Annotated in this window: 19 protein-coding genes and 1 pseudogene; 7 read left to right on the top strand and 13 right to left on the bottom strand. The window is 62.9% G+C overall.

The window, feature by feature from the left end:
• Nucleotides 1-2: 2 nt before the first annotated feature.
• The gene (locus NP3_RS14660) at nt 3-2,432 is read right to left on the bottom strand and encodes a sensor histidine kinase (protein ID WP_063824773.1); all 2,430 of its coding nucleotides are present in this window, start codon (nt 2,430-2,432) and stop codon (nt 3-5) included.
• Nucleotides 2,433-2,615: 183 nt separating this feature from the next.
• Here NP3_RS14660 and NP3_RS14655 point away from each other — a divergent pair, with 183 nt between their 5' ends.
• Nucleotides 2,616-3,440 (top strand): SDR family NAD(P)-dependent oxidoreductase, encoded by an 825-nt coding sequence (locus NP3_RS14655; RefSeq protein WP_063041608.1) that lies wholly within the window; start codon nt 2,616-2,618, stop codon nt 3,438-3,440.
• Between the two features lie 159 nt (nt 3,441-3,599).
• A complete protein-coding gene (locus NP3_RS14650) occupies nt 3,600-4,244 on the top strand; it encodes a TetR/AcrR family transcriptional regulator (RefSeq protein WP_063041606.1) in 645 nt (214 codons plus the stop codon).
• Between the two features lie 60 nt (nt 4,245-4,304).
• On the opposite strand, the gene NP3_RS14645 is transcribed toward NP3_RS14650, so the two are convergent.
• From NP3_RS14645 to NP3_RS14610, 9 genes and pseudogenes are all read right to left on the bottom strand, one after another.
• Nucleotides 4,305-5,327: a DUF2889 domain-containing protein gene (locus NP3_RS14645; RefSeq protein ID WP_218024856.1), complete on the bottom strand. Its 1,023-nt coding sequence runs from the start codon at nt 5,325-5,327 to the stop codon at nt 4,305-4,307.
• A 193-nt stretch (nt 5,328-5,520) separates the two neighbouring features.
• On the bottom strand, nt 5,521-7,278 hold the full coding sequence (locus NP3_RS14640; RefSeq protein WP_063041603.1) for an acyclic terpene utilization AtuA family protein: 1,758 nt from the start codon (nt 7,276-7,278) through the stop codon (nt 5,521-5,523).
• Nucleotides 7,275-8,792, bottom strand: a complete 1,518-nt coding sequence (locus NP3_RS14635) for a CoA transferase (protein WP_174566216.1) — start codon at nt 8,790-8,792, stop codon at nt 7,275-7,277. The genes NP3_RS14640 and NP3_RS14635 overlap by 4 nt, the downstream gene beginning before the upstream one ends.
• Nucleotides 8,793-9,811: 1,019 nt before the next feature.
• On the bottom strand, nt 9,812-10,537 hold the full coding sequence (locus tag NP3_RS14630; RefSeq protein WP_063041600.1) for a hypothetical protein: 726 nt from the start codon (nt 10,535-10,537) through the stop codon (nt 9,812-9,814).
• 42 nt (nt 10,538-10,579) lie between these two features.
• Nucleotides 10,580-11,116 carry a hypothetical protein gene (locus tag NP3_RS14625; RefSeq protein ID WP_063041598.1) on the bottom strand — a complete coding sequence of 179 codons (537 nt, stop codon included), beginning with the start codon at nt 11,114-11,116 and terminating at the stop codon, nt 10,580-10,582.
• Between the two features lie 1,071 nt (nt 11,117-12,187).
• Nucleotides 12,188-12,301 (bottom strand): annotated as a pseudogene (locus NP3_RS49650) (IS5/IS1182 family transposase); the annotation flags it as partial.
• 611 nt (nt 12,302-12,912) lie between these two features.
• The gene (locus NP3_RS14620; RefSeq protein WP_063041596.1) at nt 12,913-13,776 is read right to left on the bottom strand and encodes an SIR2 family NAD-dependent protein deacylase; all 864 of its coding nucleotides are present in this window, start codon (nt 13,774-13,776) and stop codon (nt 12,913-12,915) included.
• Nucleotides 13,773-14,771, bottom strand: coding sequence for a protein-ADP-ribose hydrolase (locus NP3_RS14615; protein WP_218024855.1), 999 nt, complete (start codon nt 14,769-14,771; stop codon nt 13,773-13,775). Before NP3_RS14615 ends, NP3_RS14620 begins: the two co-directional genes overlap by 4 nt.
• Before the next feature lie 49 nt (nt 14,772-14,820).
• On the bottom strand, nt 14,821-15,582 hold the full coding sequence (locus NP3_RS14610; RefSeq protein WP_063041594.1) for a nuclear transport factor 2 family protein: 762 nt from the start codon (nt 15,580-15,582) through the stop codon (nt 14,821-14,823).
• Between the two features lie 254 nt (nt 15,583-15,836).
• On the opposite strand from NP3_RS14610, the gene NP3_RS14605 reads away from it, so the two are divergent.
• The 3 genes from NP3_RS14605 (at nt 15,837) to NP3_RS14600 (ending at nt 18,135) form a co-directional block, all read left to right on the top strand.
• Nucleotides 15,837-16,733, top strand: coding sequence for a helix-turn-helix domain-containing protein (locus NP3_RS14605; protein ID WP_063041592.1), 897 nt, complete (start codon nt 15,837-15,839; stop codon nt 16,731-16,733).
• Between the two features lie 173 nt (nt 16,734-16,906).
• Nucleotides 16,907-17,269: a hypothetical protein gene (locus NP3_RS47935; protein WP_157124310.1), complete on the top strand. Its 363-nt coding sequence runs from the start codon at nt 16,907-16,909 to the stop codon at nt 17,267-17,269.
• 53 nt (nt 17,270-17,322) lie between these two features.
• Nucleotides 17,323-18,135: an enoyl-CoA hydratase gene (locus tag NP3_RS14600; protein WP_063041590.1), complete on the top strand. Its 813-nt coding sequence runs from the start codon at nt 17,323-17,325 to the stop codon at nt 18,133-18,135.
• 17 nt (nt 18,136-18,152) lie between these two features.
• On the opposite strand, the gene NP3_RS14595 is transcribed toward NP3_RS14600, so the two are convergent.
• The 3 genes from NP3_RS14595 to NP3_RS14585 all read right to left on the bottom strand — a co-directional run bounded on the left by NP3_RS14595 (nt 18,153) and on the right by NP3_RS14585 (nt 22,087).
• The gene (locus NP3_RS14595; protein ID WP_157124309.1) at nt 18,153-19,055 is read right to left on the bottom strand and encodes an acyl-CoA thioesterase; all 903 of its coding nucleotides are present in this window, start codon (nt 19,053-19,055) and stop codon (nt 18,153-18,155) included.
• A gap of 109 nt (nt 19,056-19,164) precedes the next feature.
• Entirely contained in the window at nt 19,165-21,300 is a 2,136-nt protein-coding gene (locus NP3_RS14590) for an acyl-CoA dehydrogenase family protein (protein WP_063041588.1), read from the bottom strand.
• Between the two features lie 28 nt (nt 21,301-21,328).
• Nucleotides 21,329-22,087: an SDR family NAD(P)-dependent oxidoreductase gene (locus NP3_RS14585; protein ID WP_063041586.1), complete on the bottom strand. Its 759-nt coding sequence runs from the start codon at nt 22,085-22,087 to the stop codon at nt 21,329-21,331.
• A 202-nt stretch (nt 22,088-22,289) separates the two neighbouring features.
• On the opposite strand from NP3_RS14585, the gene NP3_RS14580 reads away from it, so the two are divergent.
• Together NP3_RS14580 and NP3_RS14575 are read left to right on the top strand one after the other, a co-directional pair.
• Nucleotides 22,290-22,598, top strand: a complete 309-nt coding sequence (locus NP3_RS14580; protein ID WP_063041584.1) for a hypothetical protein — start codon at nt 22,290-22,292, stop codon at nt 22,596-22,598.
• Between the two features lie 40 nt (nt 22,599-22,638).
• Entirely contained in the window at nt 22,639-24,147 is a 1,509-nt protein-coding gene (locus tag NP3_RS14575) for a class I adenylate-forming enzyme family protein (RefSeq protein ID WP_063041582.1), read from the top strand.
• Nucleotides 24,148-24,544: the final 397 nt, after the last annotated feature.

The raw sequence follows: 24,544 nt of genomic DNA, 5'->3' as shown, positions 1-24,544 counted from the left end.
TCTCAATCCTCGGAAGCTAGGGGTGCAGGACCCTGACCGAACCAAGAATCGCGGCCGCGCCGCGTCCCGTTTTCGATGGCGGAGAATAGGTCTCGGGCCTGTTCTGCGGAACGACCCTCGATCCTCACAGCAGTTGTCCGGTTTGTCTGCGCGGGGGGCTGCGGCAATTGTGGAGCCATGCTGTTCTGCCGCCGACGTCGCGGCAGCGGCGGGCGCCCTTCCCCGAAAGACTGCTGCCGACCTAGATAAGTGCCCGACTCTATCGAGTCGTTCCGGAGCGGAATATCCTCGGATGGCGATGCGGGCGGCGCAGCGTCGTCCCTCATGTCGGGTAGATACCAACTCGATCCTTGGGATATATCGACCGTTTGGCGGAGGGTTCCGCGCCGCGCCGCCATCGGCTGGAAATGCGTTGGGGCGGCGTCATCATGGTGATCAGCATTCGAGGTGAGCAGGCTCGAGGGGATGAGCAGGATGGCCTTGATTCCCCCGTATTCGGATTCGACCAGATGTATGTTGATCTGGTGGCGAGCGGCCAGGCGGGCAACCACGAAGATGCCCAGCCGTGAGTCGGTTGTCAGCGCGATCAAAGCGAAATCCGGTGGGTTCCGAAGGGTCTCGTTGATCTGCTCGAGTTGCGACTCCGGGATGCCGAGTCCCTGGTCGGTGATCTCGATCGCGAGACCGCGACCGACCACATTGCCGGACACGTCGACTCGGCATTCGGGCGGTGAGAAGGTCGTCGCATTGTCGATCAATTCGGCGAGCAGATGCATCGTGTCGGCGACCGCATCCCCTACGATACGGACCTCTGGAAGCCTTACGATGCGAACACGGGCGTAGTCCTGGGTCTCGGAAATCGCACCACGTACCAGATCGACCAGTGGGACCGGGGATGTCCACCGACGCCCCGGTTGCTCGCCGCCGAGAATGATCAGATTCTCGGCGTTGCGTCGTTCTCGGGTGGCCAGATGATCGAGCTGGAACAGCATGGCAAGCAGCGCTGGATCCTCGTGTTCGCATTCTGCTTCGTAGAGCAGGTCCAACTGGCGGTGCATCACGACCTGACTGCGATGGGCGATCTTGACGAAGACGGTGTTCACGCCCTCCCGGGTCTTGGCCTCGGTCGCCGCAGCGGAGACGGCGGCCAGCTGGGCCCGGTTGAAAGCCGCTGCGACCTGGCCGATTTCGTCGCTGCCGAAATCGAGCGTCGATATCTCCTCGTCGAGATCGACGAGCTCGCCTCGGCCCAGTCGATCCATGACGGCAGGCAATTGCTCGTCGGCCAATGCCAGTGTCCGGGTGCGAAGTTGCGTGAGCCGCTTGATCATCCGGTTGGCCAGCCGTAGCGCAACCAGGAGTGCGGTGATCGCGACGAGAAGGATTGCAACACCACCGAGCATCGAGTTGTGCGCGACACGGGATCCCGAATCGGTCGCCAACTGCTGAGCGTGCTGCTGGTGGGACCGCCACAGACTCAACAATTCACCGCTCACCACATTGGTGGCACTCTGCCAGTCGTCGAATGGAACCGGGATGATCGTGGGCCCGACCGGCGAGGCGGTGGTGTCAGACCGAAAGGTGCGACCCGTAGCTCCGATTGCCCGTCCTTGATCGCCGGAGGGGTCTACCGGTGAATTGCTCCCGCGTTCCAGGATGGTGTTTTCGACTACTGCCAGTTGATGCCAGGCCAGCGATGCCTGAAGTTGCTCTAGTTGCGCCTTCTCATCCGCCCGCAGCGCTGGCATCAAATTTGCGATCTCGGTCCGGGAGTAGCCGACTTGGTAGACGAATTCTCGGAGTTGTTCGGCCGTGAGCTCGCTGGTGCCGCCAGGACCCAGTACAGCTGCCGCAAGCGCATGGCCGCGCACCAGCGCATCCGTGGCCCGGAATACTCGACTCGCGACGGCTTGCTGGAGTGCGGAGGCGGTGGCAGAAGATCGCTTGGTGACGGCATTCATACTTGACGTGGTCAGGTCGATCAGCGCGTTATAGAACGTATACCCGTCCTGGATCGCCAGTGTTCGGGCATCGGCGCTCGATCGAATCGATGTGAGCTGGGATACGAGCTGTCGCAGCCCTTCCGCTTGCGTCTCGATGACGGTCGAGTCGATGTCATTGACGGCACGGACAGCTTCGGTTACAGCCTTCACCGCCGCGTCGACCGCTCGCCGACACTCTGCAAGCTCGTTGGGGACCGCTTGCCCACCAACGATTTTACGCAAGGTCAGGCTGCGCTCTTGCTGAACCGCGGCCAAGAAGTCCATGCCCGGACCGGTCTGACGCTGGATTTCGGTGGACAAGCTCTTGCTGTGGCGGCCGGTTGTGACCAGGTAAGCCGCAGCTCCGGTACCTACGGCGAGTAAGACGAGGCTCGGAATGAGCGCTGTTGCCATGATCCTGGCCCGAAGGCCGTGGGCACGCTTGAACACCCGATACAACATATGGCAGCAGGCGAGGCCTGGGAAGGGGGTGAAGCGAGATAGACCAGATTAGTTAGATAATCTATGCGCGAAACAACCTCTAGTAGAGCGTGAGCGGGGGCCACTCCACGCTCGTGTGGGCGACGGCCGCCGGAGGCGCGGCAGATGGTTCGACGGATATGGGAGAGTGAAATGAAAAGCTGGTTTGTCACAGGTGCCGGGCGTGGTTTTGGGCGGGAGTTCGTTTCAGCCGCGCTCGAGCGCGGGGACCGGGTGGCCGCCACCGCCCGCGCGAGCCACTCGCTGCAAGCCCTGGTCGATTCCTTCGGCGACAGGATCTTGCCGCTCGAGTTGGATGTCCGTGATCGGCAGGCCGTATTCGCCGCCGTCGGTACAGCGGTGGAGCGGTTCGGGGGCCTCGATGTGATTGTGAACAATGCGGGGTACGGGTTGTTCGGCACCGTTGAGGAGATCACGGAGGAGCAGCTGCGGGATCAGCTCGAAGTCAATCTGTTCGGTGCGTTTCATGTGACCCAGGCCGTACTGCCGCAGCTGCGGAAACAGGGTGGCGGCCATATTGTCCAGATTTCTACGGTCGGCGGCATCGCGAGCTTCCCGAACCTCGGCGGCTACCACGCGTCGAAATGGGCATTGGAGGGGCTGTCAGAGGCACTGGCTCAGGAAGTTGCCTCGTTCGGTATCAAGGTCACTCTTGTCGAGCCCGGCCCGTACGCCACTGACTGGGCCGGTAGCTCGGCTGTACACGCCGATCGCGATCCGAACTACGAGTTCCTGCGCAGCGCAACGGAGAAGCGGCAGTCGGCCACACCGTCAGGGTTCATCGGTAACCCGAAAGGGGTCGGTCCAGCCTTGCTCGAGGTGGTCGACGCCCCAGAGCCGCCGCTGCGGGTGTTGTTCGGTTCGATGCCCACCCAGCTGGTGCCGGACCTGTACGAGCAGCGATTGCGGAGTTGGAAGGAGTGGGAAGCCGTGTCGATGCGAGCCAACGGGCACTGACTTCCTTTCGGGCAGTGCAACGCGGCGCACCCGGTGGCGTCACGGAGTGCATTTGCGGCTTCGGGGTGCGGCCGGGTGATCGCTCGCGCGGCTCCCGGCGCCCGGTGTCAATGTTAGAATGCCGCTTCTAAACTTTCGTTCTGAAATCAGGGGCAGCCGGTGACCGATCGCAATCGGACAGAATTTGTACTGTCCGGCGGTCGGCATCTGCGCCGGGTTGCGAATCCCGTGCGGCAGGCGTTGTACGACGAGGAAGTCGACAAGCTGATCCGCGTTACTCAGGACGTTATGCTCCGCAAAGGGCGGACGGAGTTGCCCACGGTCGCAGAGATCGTCCGTGCGGCCGGGGTGACCAACCAGGCGTTCTACCGTCACTTCCGGAGTCGGGACGATGCCATCGTTGCAACGTACGAGCAAGGGCTGTTGACGCTGCACAGCTATCTCGAACACCATGTGTCGAAGTGTTCGGACGTCCACGACCGTATTCGGGCGTGGATAGATGGCGTCTTGGCACAGATCGAGGATCCAGGCCTGTCGGAACTCAGTGCGGTGATCCTGTGGAACGTAGGCCAAGTCGCCCGGGACCAGAGTGAGATCGAGCCTGTCGGTTATACCCGGATTTTGGACCTTCTCGACAGGATTCTGGCCGATGCCGGTGTTGCCGATCATGAGCGCACCGCATTGTTCGTCCAGACCTTGGTTCTCGGCATGACAGCCCGATATCACGGTAGCGGCACCGTACCGACACCGGCCGACCGGGAGCAGCTGCTGCAGTTCTGTTTCGGTGGTATCGGATTAGATTGAGTAGCAGGCTTTTTCGAGCAGGGAATTCATGCCTCGCCCTTCCGGCTGGTCGAGGGGCACTCAGCGGTGCTGGGGATCGTTGTTTTCGCGAAGTGCGCGGATAAGGACTGGAACCTCCGCGAGCGCGCGGATGGCGTCGTTGAGGTGAGTGCATCCCTCGGTTCCGGCCAGCTTTTCCGGTACGACGGTGCGGAGTTCGGAAAGCGGTGTGCCGAGCATCTTTCCGACGTTGCGTGAGGCGAGGGGGCACTCGTCGTAGGGCAACACCCTCGGGTCCGCGTCGATCGTGAGGAGTTCTCCCGTGTCAGGATCCGCAGTTGCGGTCAACCGGTACTCGTGCACTGCGACTCGGCCTCCGGCCGGCACTGTCGAACTGTCCTGAAACATCGAGTCGATGGTGATCAGATCCCCGACATGGACATCGATGCGGCGTGCCCGGCGCATGGCCATGTCCGTAATTTCTTCCAGGACATGCCAACTCGCCGGATCGTCGGCGCGGAGGAGCGGTGCGACCGGCCGGACCTGGTGGTTCCATTTGGCGGAGCCATCCGGCATGAGGGCGCCGGAACCGGGCTGGAATCCGGTGCAGATCCCGGTCATGTTGCGGACCGGGCGGGCGTTGACCGCCTGCATGAGCAGGTCGTGGTCGACCCATCGCGAGTAGGCGAATCCGGCGATGAGGGAGGAGCCTGCGATGTCGTCCAGCATCAGGTACAGCGGCGTACCGGCGGCGGCCTCGTCGGCGATGGCCTCGGCAAGCACTGCGCGGGAATTGCTTCCGCCTCGTGAGCCGATCAGTTTCTTCAGGTGCGGACGAGACGGATTGGCCTCGATTGTTTCGATCACGCGGGTCGCAGAGTTGACCCCCGCTCGCATGGTGTCCTCTCGAAGAACTACCGGCGCGCCACCGCCGTTGGGGGTCAGCAGATCTCGTGCCCGGCCGAGAAGGCGGAGTTGCGTGCCGGGACCCTCGGGCCAGTGCATGTCGATGGTCGATGTGCGCCGCACCGATCCGGGTCGGCGTGCGGGAGTGGCATCGGCTGGTCCTCTGGCAACGAGGCCGATCGGGATCTCGACGACCACGTCGATGCCTCCTTCGAATCTTCGCATCGGAGTTCGGGCGCGATCTCGCCACGTCGACCGAACTGCCGGAGCTACGAGGTACACTTAGTAAGATATCATGGCCGCTGTGCTGTCGCCTCGGCGAATTTCGACGCTGTCCTCACATAAACGTTCGGTGCTCTGCGGCGTTGACTTCGGTAGGGTTCAGTGATGTTCAGAGTAGTTCGACGGGAATGTTGACTACGCGCGCGCGTATGTACTCGCTGACAGCTTTTCCGATGCTGTCAAGCCGGAGGTTACTCGAACCGCCGCGGCCCAGTAGTCCGGGGAGCACGAAATGTACAGCGCGCAGATGCGGGAACTCGTGACGAAGGGCGCCGGCGTTGGCGGCCTCTGGCAGAAATTCCGTCAGACGTTCGGTGGACAGCAGCGCCCGCAACCATGGCCACGCCCGGGGATCGTTCGTCCAGATCCCGACGTTACTGTTTCCGCCCTTGTCGCCACTGCGCGCGAAGGCGATGCGCCCCAGTGGTGCTTGCTCGGTCAGTCCTGGCTCGTAGATGCCGGGTTCCGCGTGGACTGGCTGGCCCGTGAACTGTTGAGTCTTTGCGGGAGGTGCGATTGTCTTCTGGTCACCGTTGGCGAATACGACCCTGTGGTGTATTGCCCATTGGGGGAGCAGGCCCGGCCAGTACTCGATAATCGGTTTCGGCCCGCTGGAGTCTCCGCCCATATATCCAGGAAAGCTGCTGAGGCCGAGGGCATTGAACGACCGCTGGAGGTGGAACAGCGGCTCACGGATCGCGGCGGTGGCGGCGATCCGGACACAGACGGTCGCGGCGTCCTGATTCTGCGGATCGCTGACGGTCTGGCCCAGACGCGATACCGCGAGGTCGTCGAGTTCAGTATCTTCAGCCAGGTCCTCGAGCTGGGCGACCAACAGATCGAACTTGGCGTCGATGTCAAGACCAGTCAGGTAGGTGTTGATCGCGATGCGGTACCCGCCCGGCGTGAAGATCGACACCTTGGTGGTTGGTGGCGGGGGAGAGCCGACGACAGAATGTACGCGCACCCGGTTTTGTCCGAGTTGTTCGAGTTGGACTGTGTCGAGGTGCACGGTGACATCGGGATTCAGGTAGCGGGGGCCCTGGATCTCGTAGACGAGTTGTGCGGTGACGGTGTCGACGGTGACCGTTCCTTCGTCGGTGCTGTGCTTGGTAATGACACTGCTTCCATCACCGGCGATTTCGGCGATGGGGAAACCGGGCGTGAGAAATCGCGGTAGGGAGGTGAATCCCGCGAAATTTCCGCCGACGGCCTGCGCTCCGCACTCGATGACGTGACCGGCCACCACCGCACCTGCGAGCTCGTTCCACGAGTCGAGGTCCCATCCATGCCACCAAGCTGCCGGTCCGAGGACGAGGGAAGCGTCAGTGACCCGGCCGCAGATCACGATATCGGCGCCGGCCGCGAGAGCGGTGGTGATGCCCCAGCCGCCGAGATAGGCGTTGGCCGCCAACGGAGTTTCCGCTTGCCCAGTGAATGGTTCACCGGTATCGAGGTGGCCGAACAGGTGTCCGGTATCGCGAAGTTCGTCCAGAGAGTCGAGCAGATCGTCACCATCGATATGCGCGACGGTGAGATGTGCTCCGGCAGTGTCGATTTCGGCGCGCACCGCCTCCGCCAATCCGGCAGGATTGAACGCACCCGCGTTGACGACCACTCTGATGCCACGTTCCTCGATGGTACGCAGGTGCGGGCGGATCTGGTCGAGAAAGTACTTGGCGAAGAAGTCGCCGAGGGCCTTCGGGTCCGAGGTGAATCCGGCGGAGACTGCGGCCATCGTGATCTCGGCCAGATAGTCGCCGACGAGGACGTCGACCGGATCACCGGCCAGTGCTTCATCCAAGGCGGTGAAGCGGTCGCCAAGGTAACCGGAGAAGTTCGCTATCCGTACGGACTTTTCGCTCATGTCAACGGCTTTCGGCTCGTGAGATTACGTGGTAGCCATTCGGGTCGGCTCGATCCGCGGGGGACCAGGACTGTCCTGTAGTGGCCGGGCGTTCGCGACATCTCCACTTGGTCGGTGACGCCCTGATACGGCCCCAACGGGGTGTCCGCTGTGAAGGTTTTCGGCGGCAGGTATGCGTGTAGTGTGCCGGTGCCCGCTGTGTGCTGGGCGTAGTCATGGTCGAAGATTCCGAGACCGAGGACCCAGAGGGCGACTCGGGTCAGCGACACGTGGACGCTATAGCTTCCGCCGTGCCGGGCGCGGCGCATCAACGCCTCGGTCACGCCCGCTGCCAGCAGCCACGCCACGATGTAGTCGTTGACCACTCCGATCGGCGGTAACGCGGGTCTGCCTTCGGTTCCTTCGAGTTCCATCATCCCGCTGACAGCGCCAGCGACCTGGTCGAACCCGATACGTTGTGCCCACGGTCCGCTGTCTCCATGCAGTGACACCGTCGCGTGCACGATGCCGGGCCGCAGCTGCGCGCATTCGGCCGCGGACAGCCCGATCTTCTCAAGGTAGCCGGGACGCCGGTTCGCGAAGAACACGTCGGCGTCAACGAGAAGTGACCGGATCCGTGCGGCGCCGTCCGCGGAATAGGGGTCGACGGTCGACGAGCGCATGCCGACGTTGGCTGTGCAATAGGTCGCATCGTGCTCGATTTCGTTGGGGCGCCACAGATTCAGGACGTCCGCGCCGTGCAGCGCCAGCGCCCGCCCCGCCCCGGCGCCGGCGATGACGTGCCCCATACCCAGTGCGCGAATTCCCAATAGTGGATCGGAAACTCCCGTGGACAACGACTCAGGGGAGCTGTCGCCGATCTTGGTGATCTCGATCAGCGGCGTCACCGCCAGTACGTCGCGGTACTGGGCTTCTTCGAGAAACTCGGTGGTACTGCGGACCATGGGGATCACCACGCCGGCCTCTTCCGCGGCGACCTCGAGTTGCCTTGCGTTCCACTTGGCGATGGCCGCGGCTACCGCTGACCGGTCGTCTGGAGTGCCGAGTAATCGTTGCGCCGCGACGTTCAATTTGGGATAGAGATTGACCGGCATCACCCATCGGTCGTCGGCGGTCCGGTGGAAGGTGAGCGTCAGGCCGTTGCCTGCGATCGCGTTCATGCCAGGGGCATAGCCGCTGAGCAGTTCCCACTTCTTTTCGTACATCGGGCAGAGCCGCCGCGGTGCGGACCGCAGATCTATGGTGATGTCCTGCTCGTCTCCGCCCCGTAGACGCCACAACTTTGCGACTGCCACCGATTTGGCCGCTAGTGCGATGGCGGCCGCGCCACCGAGGCGCAGCGTACTCGGGACGATCGGGTCGGCGCCGTGGAACGTCACGGAACCGCCGGCGTCGCTGGCAGACATCCCGAGTGGGTCGAGCACATCGGCGAGTTCCCCGAGCGGATCGAACCCATCGTTCGACGCCGGGGTAGCAATGGCCGTCGTGAGCCGGGTGGTCAGCGGATCGGTCACGTGAACTCCTGGAGACGCGGCGACAGCATACGAAATACATCACTGCAGATGCAGGTTGTCACGTGCCGATTTGGAATCGCCAACATGTAAGTTAACTAGGTTACACTAGTTCTATAACCGTAGCCGTCGGTCGCCCCGGCGGCAAGTGGGGTACGCAATCCGACTGAAACGGAGATGGTCTCATCCGAATGCTAGTTTTCGGCGCTCGCGGATACAGCCTTGGTGCGCCGTTTCGTTGCCCAAGGCCACCACGGTCGGAGGATGGTGCGCAACGAGTCTGCCGCGCAGCGCCCCGCTGTGCGCCGACCAGACCGGAGGCCGGGTGACGGTCGAGCAGGCCGGAGAAGACGACTTAGGCGGGTAGTTCGAGGATGTCAGTCGCTGTGTGGGTCGGTCTGCCAGAGCCTGGCGACCTGCCGCACCGAACGGCGGCATGGATGATGCTCACCGGGAACGGATCGACGTCGAGACCGCATTACGTTGGGGATTGGTCGATCTGGTCGAGTCGTAGTGGTCATTGTCGGCGGAAGGTGATCTCTCCGGAGAGAAATCCGTCCAGCGCAACCCGCGCTGGACGAAATATCTTCTGCTGCAACTACTCTCGTGCTTCGCGGTGTGGTCCGATGAACTGCCCAGTAGATCGAGTGCACGGGTCGGCCCCGCCGAAGAGGGCGTTGCTCGACGGCGGGCGGGGTGAACACTCGTAGCCAAAGTGAGGACCACGGGTCGGCTAATTCGCAGTCATCGCTGTCGACGAGGCAGCGGTCGCCCCGTTGGTGACGAAGGAAGATTGCGTGGCGGCACCGCCCCTTTCAAGCGGGAAGTATCGTGAGATGCGCAGCCTCCGACACAGGATGATCGCCGCCGAATTGAAATGTCCCGCAATGAGATTGAATATCTCCCGGGCTCGAGTCATTTACTGAGAGGCCTCTGCCGGGCATCCGCAGTCGGGACATTTTCCGAAGTGGTCGAGCATTGGTAGCCCTGTCATCTATTGGGGGACGAGACTTGCGCGTACGTCACTGGACGTGCGGTTCGGGCCCAGGCTGTGCTCTCTGTGCCTGAAGTTGATTGAATTTCTGTGTACCGGCGGCGATTCCGACCGGAATGGCTACGGCGACACCACCCAGGCTTGCGCCCAAACCGCCAACCGCTACCGCGCCAACCAGGCAGGACGCCGCTATGGCTGGAACAGTCATGGTCCCGACAGTGGCCAATGACATGAGGGTGCCCCCGGTAGCGATGCCGAAGGGGCAGCCGAGAGCCGCACCAACGATCGATCCGCCCACCGCGCCGACCGCCATCGCCAATCCCATATGAGGTGCGGCCACGGCCACGGCTTGGTTGAGATCCGAAATCAGATCGCCTGCTACCGGCTGCGGTTGTGCTGCAACAGGTTCCATCTCCTCGCCTGTTGCAGCCGATACTGGACTTCCGTTCGTGGCCGCGGTATTGGCGGCAGTGGCCTCAGGCAGATCGATGGGGGTTCCCAGCACGGTGTTCCCCACGGTGTCACGAATATCGAACTGCCCGGCCCGCAGTGCGACGGACCCGACCGGTGTGCGTATGGCCGCAACACCGGTCGCCGTGCTGTCCGTGTAGCGGATACCAGGCGCGAGCTCCGTGCTGGTCCAATCCGATTGCGACGCAATAGCAGATGAGTCGGCTTGGGCTGCACCCGTAGCGGCTGCGACGGCTGCGGCGACGAGCGCGGTCACGGCGGCGCCCTGTGTGGTGAGTTTCATCGTCTTTCTCTCATTCTGTGGGTTTCGTGTGCAAACATCGGCTTATTGCGCCGAGTCATCAGATGGAATCTGCTGCGAAACAAGGCCTTTAGAGCGCAGCGAGCTATATTGCTCGCCGATTGCGTTGGCCAAACTCGGACCGCCGCTGACAATTCCGCCGACCACTCCGCCGAGAAAGCCCAGAGCTGCCGCGCCGACGACACAGCCGCCCACGACTCCGACCGGAGTCAGCACAAGTGTGGGCAGGGTCAACGTACCGCCGGTCACCGCTCCCAACGGGCACCCCACCGCAATACCGGAGGCCGTTCCGACAACCTGACCGACGATGGAGGTACCCGCCCAAGCCCCTGCGATGGCGTCGAAGGCCTGTAAGTATTCGGCTCCCGGGTCGACCGGCGTTCGGGCCGGATCCGATGGACTGTTGGAATCGTTACCGACTGCCGGCGGAACTCCATTCTGCTGTTCTGTTACCGCGCCAGCGCCCAGCTGTTCTGCACCCGCGATAGCGGGTTGTGCGGCTACCACGGTCACGGTCGCGGCAAGGGTTGCGAGAGCAGCCAAACGGGTGAAATGACGCATAGTTCTCTACTTTCTGATGCGGATCGAAATATGTGTTCTTTGAAGCAATTCCCGAACTCCGCCACGGCGACGATCAGTTCTTGCGCGCAATACGTCCTCGACCGTGCGGCGAGGTTACGACGGTGTGGGCAGCTTCAGGTGTGAGCAGCGCACGGTGCTGGGCCGGGTGCCGTACGAACAGGATGACGCCGATCGAGGCGGCAGGCTTCCCGACCGGTGGTAAGCCGAAAAGATCTGTAAAAGTAGGGCTCCGACGTCCGCCTCGGTCGCAATCGTCGCCGCTGCGGACTACCGCCACCCGACGCCGCCCCAATTTGGCATGCCGGAAACGGGTTCAGAATTTGTAGCCCGCCGATGCTGAAATTGACGTCGCCGGAACAGCCCAACGTCATCACCAGGCCAGGCCGAGAGTGCTCGCGCATTAGCATTCCTGGACTCACAGTGCGCTGACGCTTAGATGGCCAGCGATGCCCGCGAGGGCTGACGTCGGCGTACCTTCCGGCACCCAGCGGCTTTCCGGGTGTCACACCGGGAAGTTTGCCGGACCTTCCGCGTGAATCACGTGGATGTTGATCGTGGTGCCGGTGGCAAGGGTTTTGGGGAAGGGCGCGGAAGCGCTGCCCATCCCGAGCAGCTGGAGCTGTCGCTACTACAGGATGCCGCCGGAATCGTAGTGTCCACGAGGGCGAGCAAGCTGAGACGCCTGATTAGCTTCCGCCCGCGTCGCCGGGAGTCCTTGAGCTGGATGGTCATTGGGGATTCCTCTTCTCGGGTCGGAAACGTGTGGGGCCGACCCGGCGGCGCTACCTACGTGATGTGTGTCACGAATTGAAGGTCTGCTCAATGTATTCGGAGAGCTGACCTAAGTCAATAAGACGCCTAGGTGCACATAGTTATAGTTGAGGGAGTAATTGTGATCGCACCTCGGCGGGCCTGGCCGCGCGCGTCGGCACATGGCCCCGGCGGAGATGGGAGGGCCGGCGCCTATGTCGCTGCTACCGCTAGGGCTGTGCCGGGCGAGGGCGCCGGAACGCAACAACTACTCTAATGTCGCCAGCCTCGACGGTGTGCTGCCTCGGTCCACGCGGTGAATCTTCGATGTGCCGTCGGAACCGTTACCCCGAACGACGGTCGCAACATCTGCCACGCAGAACCGCTTGTCGGCACATACACCACAGCGGTGAACCTACTCGCTCATCGGTCGATGCCTCGATGCGAGACACGGTCTGGGTTTGATCCCGGCTCGCGGCAGCTGATCCAACTTCGTAACGCTCCGGGCTGTCGGCAAGCTGCTCTCACAGCTGGCGCCGACTCCTGTCGGCAGGAGGTGGTCGCCTTGGGCATCGCTAGACAAAACCGCCCGCATAAGCCGGGAACTCACTCCCCATCTAGTGCAACTTGGTATACTTAGTCGTCTACCTCTAAGATAGACGCAAGTACCGATCGGAAGATGCTGTATGGCCTCAGAAAGCGAAGCGGCGCACATATTCGCCCGTGAAGACGGAGACGTCATGCGAGGTCGGGAACGCCGACTCGGTGCCGAACAATGTCGGGTTCGGCTGCTGGCCAACGGGCTGTTACTGGAGTTCCGGGCGACCTTGACTCGAGGACGAAACTTCGAGGCGGCCGTGCGTGGGTCGCCGTCTGAATTGCAGGTGCTGCTGGATTCTGAAGTGAGTCCTGACCTGCCTGTATTGCCCTGTGGCCGGTTGTGGGATTGATTAGAGCCGGGTGTCGGCAGCGAGTTGTGCCGACTGTCGAAGCGGGCCACTTCAGCAGACCCGCCCCGCCGCGTATCACCGGTCAAAGATTGTGAGTGCTTCAAGCAATTCGGCTGCGCCGGCGCGCACCGGCAGTGCCCGCCCAGCGAGTTCGGCTGGAGTTTCCGCGTCGCTGGGATTGATTCGGGCGAAGCGTGAGTATGGGAAGTCGCGGGCGAGCTGTTCGCCGGGCCAGCGGATAACCCCGGGAGTATTGAACCCAGCGCCGAATTCCATGATCAACAGCTTCGTGTCGGCGGGCGCTGTGTGAAGCCATCTGCTGAGGCGGCGGCGAGCGGAAACGTATGGGGCGTCCACGAATTGGGGGCCGACGCGGACATTTATCTCAACCTCCGAAGCGCAATTCGGGCATAGCGGCACGGCGGTCGGATCGACGGTGCCGGTGGCCGGGTCGTATGCGGTGAGGAGTCTGTCGACCAGGGCCTTGCTGTCCCAGGTCGCCGACGTGCAGGGCACACTGCACTGGTAGCGGCCGTAATCGCCCTGCCGCGTGAGGATCCGATCGGCAGCAAACCCATTGCGTGCGAACAGGGCGTCCACATTCGACGTCACCGCCCAGTGGTCCTTGTCACCGATCAATACACGCAGCCGCTGGTAGAGCGGATTCGGGGCAGGGGCGAATCGAATATCGTTGATGTGTACGGCCCAATAACCCCACCGCAGTGCCGGGGGCAGTCGTACACCGACGGTATAGCGTGATCGCAGACCCATTCGAAACAGCGCCGGAAAGAGCTCGCGAAATCGGTCAGCGTCGCCGTAGTCGTATCCGGCTGCGGCGGTGAGTCCCGCGCCGGCGGTGACCAGCACCCTGTCGGCGTCGGTTAGCCAACCACCCAGCGTGTCGACGGCGCTCTGAAGCTGGAAAAGATTGCGGTTCAACGGAATCCGGCTCGTTCGCTCAATGCACGACGGTACACGCGGTAATCGTCGTTCGAGTACACGGTGAAGATCACGCGGTCGAACCTGGAATAGCGGCCGAGCCATTCCGCGACGGTGTCCAAGGCCACATGGGCAGCAGGCGTTTTGGGATAGCCGAAGACGCCGGTACTGATCCCGCAGAAAGCGATGGTATGTATATCGGCTATTTCCGCGGCCAGGTCGAGGCACGACCGATAGGCCGAGGCCAGCGCCAATCTATCGGCGGCGTACGGCAGGCCGTCGACCACAGGGCCGACGGTGTGCAGGACGTAGCGGGCCGGCAGGTGGTAGCCACGAGTAATCTTCGCTGTGCCGGTCGGCTCCGGATGACCCTGTCGGTTCATGATCATGTGGCAGTCTTCGCGCAGGCGGGGACCCGCCACGGAGTGGATGGCATTGTCAACACACTGATGCATCGGTTGGAAGCAGCCGAGCAGCGCATTGTTCGCGGCGTTAATTATCGCGTCCGCGCGGAGCGCGGTGATGTCGCCTTTCCACAGCGTAATCCGATCCGCGGCGGGATGAGGAAAATGAGGAAACGCGTCGGCAATTGTCGGGAGGCTAGCCGTCTCCACCACATTGCGAGTACGACTCTCGTGGGCAAGGAGATCATCGAGGATCTCGTCGGCGCCGATGGGCAGCGGGCCCGGTTGGCGGACGGTCAGCACAGCACGTAGCAGCCGCCGGGCCGAGTTGTCGTCGAGTCGGTCGATATCGCTGGGGCGCATCCGGGCTTGTGTCGCAACAGGATCGGTGCATAGCAGAGTCAGCGCAGAACGGATCAGGTCGGTAGAGCTGGTGGTGAGGGTTCGCCTTGAGGTGAACAGGAACGGTTCGTCAAGCGAGATAGCGGAGCGGTAGCCGTCGAGTGGCAGTTCTGTGCACACGGTGGGTTCTCCGATCGGCCGCACCGCCGTCCCAGAGTCCCGGCTGGTTGAATGGGCGGCGGTGGCCAAGAGGGTCATGTGGGCGCGATGGTGTGGCCGGCGAACGGCCGCACGTTCATCAAAACAGGCCGTTACCGTGGGGCAGCTGGGCCGGAACGGGAGCAATGACGTCCCAGTGCTCGACGATCTTGCCGTTCTGGACACGGAACAGGTCGTAGTAGGCAGCAGGCCCGCCGAATTCGCCCTCGGATTGCACCAGCACGAAGTCACCCTCGGCGATCACCTTGTGAACCTTCTTGTACACCAGGTTCTTACCCTGCCCGGCCCATTTCGCGGCCGCAGCACCGAACCCGTCCAGGCCGTCAGCGGCCTCCGGGTTGTGCTGGGCATAGGTCTCGGTGGAAATGAAGTCGGTCAGCACCGAGTAGTCGGCGCCGACGAGGACCTTCCGCGCGAACTCGGTGACCAGGGCGCGGTTTTCTTCGGTCTTCTCCAAGTCGATGACCTGAGTCGGACCGTCGGTCTGGGTGCGGCCGGAGGCGGTGTCCTTGACCACGGGGGCCATGGCATCCCAGTGCTCGGCGAGTTTGCCGTCGTCGTCGACGCGGAAGATATCGAAGCCGACCAGCGGGTCGGGGCCGAATCCGTAATAGGTGCCGTGCAGGGCGACCAGGTCGCCAGCTGCGATGACACGGGAGCCCTCGTAATGGAAGTCAGGGCCCAGTCCGGTGACCAACTGGCGCAGGGCCTCGGGGCCGTCCGCGGCCAAGGCGCTGTGCTGCTTGTAGGTGGGGGCGACCCAGCGATCAACCGCGGCCGGATCCTTCTTGCCGAACAGCTCGGCGGCGGCGGACAGGACGGTGTTCTTAGCGTTGCCCATATTGTTGCTCCCTCAGACGTGGTCGATCTGGTTGGTGGTCTCTTCGTGACCGCATGCGCGGCGGCGAATCCTGGCACCGGCAGTCGTCGTCGTAGCGGCCGACAACCGAGGCCGGCGCATACTGCTGCTGCGAGTGTTGATCTTCATCGGGCAGAATTCCTTGTTGCTTTCCGACACCGACGAGGTACCGACTGAACTACGCCTCCAGAATATGAACGAAAACTAATGGCTGGCGTATACACTTGCGACTAGTTATGGTCAAAAACCGACACACCTCTACGCGAGCGATCCGCGAGATCCCCTTCACTGCACCTGTCGGCACCCCGGCCGGAGTCGAGGTGTTGTCCCTGGGCGACTTGCGCCGGCGGGTGCCGACCAAGCACCTGTCGATCCCGCAGCGTCCGAACTTCCACAATCTGCTCAATCTGACTCGTGGCGCCCTTCAACACACTGTGGACTTCGCCAGCTACACCCTTGATCCCGGCTCATGGCTCTGGGTACGGCCCGGTCAAGTCAACCAGTGGGGCGACCTTACGAGCGCCGACGGCACACTGATCCTGTTCCAGCAAGGTTTCCTGAGCCCGGACACGATCGCTATCGCCCGCCTCGGCGATCCGCACGCCCCTGTTCTGCGCCGCCCGTCTCCGACGGACGCTGTTCCGCTGAACCAGACCGCCGAGCACCTCCGCACCGAGTCTCAGGCGCTCGGCCACCTGCCGCTCCAAGTCCACACCGCCACGCTGCGACACCTACTGTCGATTCTCGTACTACGTCTGTCGAGCCTCGCCTCGCCCGACAAACAGTCCGGTGCCCCCTTCGATCCCACTTACCTGCGTTTCCGCGACGCGGTTGAGAAGAACTTCACACGCACCCGGCGCGTGGAGGACTACGCCCGCATTCTCGGGTACTCGCCACGAACCCTCGCCCGCGCCAGCCTCGCTGCCGCTGGACTGGGCGCCAAGGAGTTCATCGACCGCCGGGTGGTGCTGGAGGCCAAACGCCTACTTGCGCACAGCGACCAGACCGCCTCGGCCATCGCCGACCACCTCGGCTTTGCCAGCCCCACCCATTTCAGCAAATATTTCCACCAGCGAACGAGTCAGACACCGATAGCCTTTCGCGCCGCGATACGTGGCCACACCGATCGGTGAACGCGCCCATGGCCTCTGGCATTACGGGCAATTCTCTTTAGCGCCGACAACATTGCGCAGAGATATTTACTTTTTTCGCGTGGCAGCCACGAGAACGTTGCGCGATACTGGCAACCCAAGGGTAATGTTAGAATGTTGTTTCGAAATCGTTGTTCTGATATCAGGAGTGGCTGGTGACCGACCGTGATCGAACGGAATCGGTGCTGTCGGGTGGACGGTATCTTCGCCGTCGAATCGCGAATCCGGTGCGGCAAGCGCAGTACGACGAGGAAGTCGACAAATTAATCGAGGTCACCCAAGGCGTGATGCTAGATAAGGGGCGGACGGAGTTACCGACGGTCGCAGAGATCGTGCGTGCAGCCGGTGTAACGAATCAGGATCAGCTCACCGCCAAGGACATCGATGGGCGTGCGCGACACATCGACATGTCCGTAATCTCTTCCAAGACAATGCAACCCGGGGGGCATCCGTGCCGTGACAGGGCGAACCTACGTCGGCGCTGGGCACCGCCTCGATACATAGGTAACCTAGATTGATAAGTAACTAGAGTGTGGGGGCAGGGTTGCCGCCGACTGGTCGAGGAGTGTAAATGACCGGCAAGCGAACAGTAAGCGAGGCGACTCTGCTCACCGAACAGCGAGGTCGAGTCCGAATTATCACGCTGAACCGGCCCTCCGCGCGAAATGCGCTGAGTAGCAGCCTGATTCGTGCGCTGCGTCGTGAGCTGGCCGCTGCAGACCGTGCTGCTGGGGTAGATGTGGTGATCTTGACGGGTGCAGATCCGGCGTTCTGTGCCGGGCTGGATCTGCGCGAGCTGGGTTCGACTGGGGAGAATGCAAGGCATATCGCTGATGCGGAGGTTCCAATCGGCTATCCCTGGCGTCCGATCTCGAAACCGATTATCGGAGCCGTGAACGGCGCGGCGATCACTGGTGGTTTGGAAGTGGCTCTTTCGTGCGACTTTCTGATCGCTTCCGATCGCGCTCGCTTCGCTGACACCCACGCCCGGGTCGGCGTTCTTCCTGGTTGGGGCTTGACTTCTCGGTTACCCGAAGCGGTCGGTCGCGGCTTCGCCCGCAGGATGAGCCTGTCCGGTGACTTCGTCGACGCCGCGACGGCACTTCGGGTCGGTCTGGTGGCCGAGGTGGTGTCCCACGACCAGCTCTTACCGACGGCGATAGAGGTTGCGGTATCGATCGTTGGAAACGATCAGGTAGGCGTACGTACTCTGCTGGAATCGTACCGGCGTGCGGAGGACCATCTCGTCGGCCCGGCGCTGACAGTGGAGGAAGCGACCTCCCGCGCGTGGATGGCTGACTTCCACCCGTCTCGCGTAGCCGACCGCCGCGTAGGCGTCATCCGTCGCGGCCGCGCTCAGAATGGAGATGTGGAGCGCAGGTAACCCGCTCTTTTTCGCGGCTATTTGCGCAACCGCAGCAGACCCTCCTGCACGGTGCTCGCCACCAGGACGCCGCTGCGGTCGTAGAGGTGGCCGCGGGCGAAACCGCGGCCACCTCCTGTCCAGACGCCCTCCTGTTCGTACAGATGCCACTCGTCGGCGCGGAAGCTTTCGTGCAGCCATACGGAGTGGTCGAGACTGGCAAGCTGCATACCGGGTTTGTCGATGGTGATTGCATGTGGCGGCAACGCCGACGACAGGAGGAACAGATCCGAGGTGTAGGCGAAGCCTGCGGCCTGGACGAGTGGATCGTCCTCGAGACGGTCGGCAGTGCGTACCCAGGCTCGCTGCCGCGGAGGCCGCGCTTCGCCGCGCGAATTGGCAACTCGTGGATACTCCTCGGGGAATCGGAAGTCGACCGCGATATTCGCGCGTAGGTGCGGTAGCCATGCGGCATCGGCCAGGTAGTCCGGGTCGACGGAATCCTCGAAAACCGGCAGTTGCTCCGGGGTCGGTGCATGCGTGTGATGCGCTTGGTGCGACAGGCCCTCCTCTGGCGTTTGGAAGGACGCGGTTAACAGGAAGATTGTGGCCTCCCCCTGGGTCGCGCGCACCGACCGTGTCGTGAAACTGCCACCGTCTCTTACGCGTTCGACGTGGTACCACACCGGCTCTTTGGGATCGCCGGGACGGATGAAGTGGCCGTGCAGAGAGTGGGTACGTCGCTCGGGGGGCACTGTCAGTCCCGCGGCGACCAGCGCCTGCGCGACTGCCTGGCCACCATAGATACGGTGAGCGGCGTCGTTGTAGGAGCGTCCCCGAAAGAGATCGGTGTCGACCTTTTCGAGCTGTAGGACACGCCCGAGTTTCGGACGCTGTCCGGGCGACGGATCGGGCACTCTGGTCTCGACAGCGATAGACATACGGTTGATTATATTACTAGGTAATACTTGTGGTCAGGGCACCCTGAGAAGGTGATAGCCCCGGCATCGAGCGTTCACGATGCCGGGGCCTGTCCCGGGATGAGCGGCGTTACCGTGCGATGGGCTCTCGCGGAAGCCCCAGCACCCGTTCGGCGATGACATTGCGGTTGATCTCGGAAGTGCCGCCCGCGATTGTGTGAGCGCGGCCGAACAAATAGTCCCGGCAGACCTCCGGCAGCTGGCCGGTCACCGCGGCCTCGCGGGCGAGTCGCATCCCTGCCTCGGCCGTTTGTTGCACGTGTTCGGCCGACAGCATCTTGGTGATACTGCCTTCGGGGCCCGGGGTTGTGCCGCTGACCGCTCGCGCAACCTGTCTCGAGTTCAGTACGCGCAATGCCTGTTCTTTGGCGAGGAGTGCGGCGACCTCCCGCACGTCCGCATCGTTGCCCCCACCGATCCGAACCAGGTCGATGAGGTCGAATGGTGTGCGTGCGCGCGCCATGCCGCCGATTGAGATTCGCTCGTTGCCGAGGGTCGCGCGGGCCACGGTCCATCCATTGTTCACTTCGCCCACGACGTCGTCATCCGGAACGAAGACACTCTCGAAGAACACTTCGTTGAATACCGCGTCACCGGTGATCTCCCGCAGCGGGCGGATTTCGACACCTGGCGCCTCCAGGTCGATCACCATCGCGGTGATGCCCTTGTGTTTGGGTGCCTCGCGATCGGTACGAATAGTAGCCAGGCCACGGTTGCAGTTCTGCGCGTTCGACGTCCACACCTTCTGGCCGGTGACTCGCCAGCCCCCGTCGACGCGGACGCCTCGGGTACTCACGGCTGCTGCGTCCGAGCCGGCGCCGGGCTCGGAGAAGAGTTGGCACCAGACGAGTTCGCCGAGCAGACTGGGCCGGATCCAACGCTCGACCTGTTCGTCCGTGCCATGTTGACTCAACGTGAGAGTCACCCATGCTCCGATACCCAAGTCGGGCACGTCGATGTCGGCAAACTTCTCCTCGATCACGAGTTGCTCGACCGGACTTGCCGCGCGGCCGAAAGGTTTGGGCCAGTGCGGCACGAGATAGCCGGAGTCGACCAGCATCCGGCGTCTGTCCGACTCGGCTGCCGAGAGTAGGTCGGCTACGAAGGTCGATGCCTCGGTGCGAAAGTTCTGCGCCTCAGGCGGGAGTTCCACGGCGTATTCCCGGCGCAATCCTGCCGCTGCGTCGGCGTACAGGGAATCCTTCGCGCGGACACTATCGCTGAACAGTGCTCGAATACTTTGCGCGCGGCGAAGGTACAGGTGACAGTCGTGTTCCCACGTGAAGCCGACTCCGCCGTGGATCTGGAGGCTCTTCTCGGCATTGTGCACGAACTCGTCGTAGGCGATCACGCCGGCGGTGCTGGAGGCGAGCCTGGCTTGCTCGCCGCACGTCCCGGCACGGGCGGCATCCCATGCTGTTGCGACCGCAAGCTCGGACCCGGCCAGCATGTTTGCCAAATGATGCTTCACTGCTTGGAAAGATCCGATAGCGCGGCCGAATTGCTCGCGGATCTTGGCATAATCGAGTGCATCCTCGAGGGTTGCCCGCGCCCCACCGGCAGCCTCCGCTGCGTAAAGGATTTGGGCTGACCGCGCTGCGGCCTCCGCGCCCCCACGTAGCAGCGCTGTGGGACGAACATCCGTGAAGGTCACAGCGCGGATATGCAGAGTTGGGTCGAGGGCGTCGACGGGGGTCGAATCGACTCCGTCTGCGTCCGCGCGGACCAGCGCGAAATCGGCTCCTACTCGCACCGCCAGCAGTGTTGCCGCGGAGGCGCCGACGATCGGGCCGGCGTCACCGCTGAGAGTTCCCGCGGCGTCAGCTACCACATCGCCTCGTAAACCGAGACCGGCTATCTCGGAGCCGTCCGCGAATCCGGATAGCAGTGTGCGTTCGTCGGTGCCGAACGCGGCGAGCAGTGAGGAGGCGACAACTGTCGGTACGAAGGGGATCGGCGCGAGGGCCGCGCCGAGCTCCTCGGCGACGATTGCCAGCTCGGGCAAATCGTAAGCGTCCCCGCCGAACTCGGTAGGCAGATGCAGCCCCATCCAGCCGAGACCGGCCAACCGCTTCCATAGTGCGGTGACGTCAGGGTCCGGATCGTCGAACACTCGGCGGGCGAGTTCACGCGCCTTCTGATCGGCCAGGAACGATCTGACCGCGTCGCCGATAGCAATATGGTCGTCGGTCAGTGCCAACGGCATAGGTTTCTCCTAGCTGTATGGGTTTTGGTCAGCGAGGGGCGAAACGCTGGCCGGCGTCCAGTCGTAGGCACTGACCGTTTAGCATTTGATTGTCGATGATGGCCAGCGCGAGCTTCGCGTATTCCTCGGGGCGTCCCATCCGCTTGGGGAATGCTGCGTCCTCGACGAGGGGGGCGACCTGCTCGTCGGTGAATGCGGCAGTGGCGCCGGTCGCAAACAGACTAGGTGCAATTGCCAGCACGCGGATGCCTTGGGGGCCGAGGTCGCGCGCCATTACCAGCGCCATGCCCGCGATACCCGCCTTTGAGGCGGTGTAGGCGACCTGGCCGATCTGCCCTTCGAAAGCTGCGATAGATGAGGTGTTGACGATGACGCCACGTTCGGAATCCTCTGCGTCGTTCTTACTCATGTGGAAGGCCTGCAAGCGATTGAGATTGAAGGTCGAGATCAGGTTCAGGTCGACGACTTGCCGGAAGGTCTCGAGGTCGTGAGGGCCGCTGCGTCCGAGAGTCTTTTTCACTGTGCCGCCACCTGCGGTGTTCACGGCGATGTGCAAGCTGCCCAGATCGGCGACTGCGGCCCCGAGTGCCTGCTCGGCGCCCTCGAAATCTGTAATGTCGATGGCGTGAAAGACGCCGCCTATCTGGTTGGCAATCTCCTTGCCTTCGCTGGCTTCGCGGTCGAGAATCGCGACGGTCGCTCCCGCTGCCGCAAGTGCTTCCGCGGTGGCCTTGCCCATGCCGGACGCGCCGCCCACGACGACTGCTTTCTTGCCATTGATCTGCATGTGCTCTTCCTGTCTGAAGGGTTGTTCGCCCGCGCCGCTGTGAGGGCTCCGTAACGACTGGTTTCCGCGCCGATGGATGTACGCTTTGCTTCGCTCACTTATAGTACTATCTTAACTATGTGACAGGAGCGCGGATCGATGGGCTAATGGAAAGATCCGAGGACCTGAAGCCGATCCGGCAACAGGCTCAAATGGAGGAACTGTGATTCTCAAAGTAGGCCAGTCGCTGGCAAGCACCACCGACGCGACTGTGCTCATCGTCGTTCGGGCTCCGTCTGGAGAGGTTGCACTGACCTGCGGCGGCGCCGAGATGGTGGCGGGCAAGGCTGGAGTCGGTGACGGGAGCGCCGTCGACCCGGCGCACAGCTCGGGAACTCTGCTCGGCAAGCGCTATGTCGACGACGAGACCGGGCTGGAGGTGCTGTGCACCAAGGCCGGCCAAGCCTCGCTGGCTGTCAGTGACCGTCCGCTGGAGGTCAAGCAAGCTAAGCCGTTGCCTTCGTCGGACTGACCACCGGCTCGACCGTTTAACCGTACTAGTGGAGTTTTGAATGAATGTGACGATGCTGCTCGATATGGCAATCGACGGCTTCGGTGACCGTGTGGTGATCGGTCGTCGGGAGGGCGGCATCACCGCGGCGCGGCTCGGCGAGATGGCTGAGGCGGGCGCAGCCGTGATTCGCGAGTCCGGTGCGGACTCGGTGGTTTACCTCGCCGTAAATGGACCAGCGTTTCCGGTCGCGCTGTTCGCTGCGGCCCGGGCGGGTGTCCCCTTGGTGCCTGTTAACTATCGGCTCGGGGTGCAACAGCTGCAGTCGCTACTGGCCCATCACCCGCGCGCGATCGGCATTGCCGACGAGGCGCAAGCACCGATCCTGCGCGGTGCAGGACTCGCTGTTTCCACTCCGGAGCAGTGGTTGGCTCGATGTGCTGGACCGGTCGTGTCGAGCGGCGAGATCCTTCCGGATCCGGACGGGGACGACGCACCTGCCGTTGTCATTTACACCAGTGGGACCACGTCGGCGCCCAAGGGTGTGCTACTTCGTCATGAGAATCTCACCTCGTACGTATTCGGTTCAGTCGAGTTCGGATCCGCCGAGTCGACGGACGCGGCACTGATCAGTGTCCCGCCGTATCACATTGCGGCAGTGGCAAATACGATCACGAGCCTATATTCCGGCCGTCGCACACTTGTGCTTGAACGCTTCACCCCGGCGCAGTGGCTCCAGCTCGCCCGCGAAGAACAGATCACCAATGCGTTGGTCGTTCCGACAATGCTCGCGCGCATCGTCGAATCAGGCGAGGACAAGTCTGTCCCGTCGTTGCGCAGTCTCGCCTATGGTGGGGCGCCCATGCCGGCCGCCGTCATCGAGCGAGCCTTGCGGATGTGGCCGGAGGTCGGGTTTGTCAATGCCTACGGACTCACCGAGACCAGCTCCACCGTCGCGGTACTCGGACCGGAAGATCATCGGCAGGCACTCGAGGCCGACGAGCCGGCGATGCGCGCCCGCCTGAGCTCGGTCGGCAGGGCGGTTCCGGGTATCGATCTCGAGATCCGGGATGAAAACGGTGCCGTCGTAGGGCCTGGTGTCACAGGCAGTATCCATGTGCGCGGCGAACAGGTATCGGCCGAGTACGCGGGTATCGGGCGGATGGTCGACGACCAGGGGTTCTTCAACACCCGCGACCAAGGGCACGTAGACGAGGCTGGTTACTTGTACATCGGCGGGCGTGTGGACGACACGATCATCCGTGGCGCCGAGAATATCGCTCCCGCAGAAATCGAAGAGGTCATTCTCCGCCATCCCGCGGTGCTCGACACAGCGGTCGTCGGCGTGCCGGATGACGAGTGGGGACATCGGATCGAGGCTGCGGTCGTGGTGCGGGCGGGAATGCAGCTTGATCCGGAAGAATTGCGGACCTTCGTGCGTGGTGTTCTGCGCAGCAGCAAGACTCCTGAACGGATCGTCTATTGGGACGAGTTGCCCCGAACCGAGACCGGTAAGCTCGTGCGACGCCACGTGCTCGAACGGATCGTAGCCGACGACATAGCGGTCTGAATTGCCGGCTGGCGGCGGTGTGTGCCCGAACCATGACACTGCCGCCGGACAGGTTCGGGCGCCATATTCCGCAGCAGGGGTGTCATTGCATATGCCTGCTTTCAGGTGGAGGCGGTTATGACGGTCTCGGCCACGCTGTCCTGACACAGCTCCCCACCCTCATATGCTCTGCCATGTTGGCGGTAGTGACCCCACGAGCTTTTCGACGTCGATCTCCGGCGCCGTCACCTGCGCATCCCGCGAGTTCGCGGTGACCGCTGTCCAACGATTCAGGGAGCACGTCGCCGAAGCAATGCTCGGCGTGCGCGATTTGCCCCCAAATGCATGGCCAAGAGTTCCGTCGTCTTCGGCGCGCACTCAAGGTGTGAGCACGTAGAGCATCGATTGCACACACCGA

It is taken from the genome of Nocardia pseudovaccinii NBRC 100343, assembly GCF_001613225.1.
Lineage (GTDB): Bacteria > Actinomycetota > Actinomycetes > Mycobacteriales > Mycobacteriaceae > Nocardia > Nocardia pseudovaccinii.
Note: the sequence above shows the minus strand (reverse complement) of the source record. Positions and strands in the feature narration are given on the sequence as shown.

Excerpts from the sequence above, each read along its gene's own strand:
- NP3_RS14655 (WP_063041608.1), top strand. The coding sequence starts at position 2,616 with ATGAAAAGCTGGTTTGTCACAGGTGCCGGGCGTGGTTTTGGGCGGGAG.
- NP3_RS14640 (WP_063041603.1), bottom strand. The coding sequence starts at position 7,278 with ATGAGCGAAAAGTCCGTACGGATAGCGAACTTCTCCGGTTACCTTGGC.
- NP3_RS14630 (WP_063041600.1), bottom strand. The coding sequence starts at position 10,537 with ATGAAACTCACCACACAGGGCGCCGCCGTGACCGCGCTCGTCGCCGCA.
- NP3_RS14625 (WP_063041598.1), bottom strand. The coding sequence starts at position 11,116 with ATGCGTCATTTCACCCGTTTGGCTGCTCTCGCAACCCTTGCCGCGACC.
- NP3_RS14610 (WP_063041594.1), bottom strand. The coding sequence starts at position 15,582 with ATGGGCAACGCTAAGAACACCGTCCTGTCCGCCGCCGCCGAGCTGTTC.
- NP3_RS14605 (WP_063041592.1), top strand. The coding sequence starts at position 15,837 with ATGGTCAAAAACCGACACACCTCTACGCGAGCGATCCGCGAGATCCCC.
- NP3_RS14600 (WP_063041590.1), top strand. The coding sequence starts at position 17,323 with ATGACCGGCAAGCGAACAGTAAGCGAGGCGACTCTGCTCACCGAACAG.
- NP3_RS14595 (WP_157124309.1), bottom strand. The coding sequence starts at position 19,055 with ATGTCTATCGCTGTCGAGACCAGAGTGCCCGATCCGTCGCCCGGACAG.
- NP3_RS14590 (WP_063041588.1), bottom strand. The coding sequence starts at position 21,300 with ATGCCGTTGGCACTGACCGACGACCATATTGCTATCGGCGACGCGGTC.
- NP3_RS14585 (WP_063041586.1), bottom strand. The coding sequence starts at position 22,087 with ATGCAGATCAATGGCAAGAAAGCAGTCGTCGTGGGCGGCGCGTCCGGC.
- NP3_RS14575 (WP_063041582.1), top strand. The coding sequence starts at position 22,639 with ATGAATGTGACGATGCTGCTCGATATGGCAATCGACGGCTTCGGTGAC.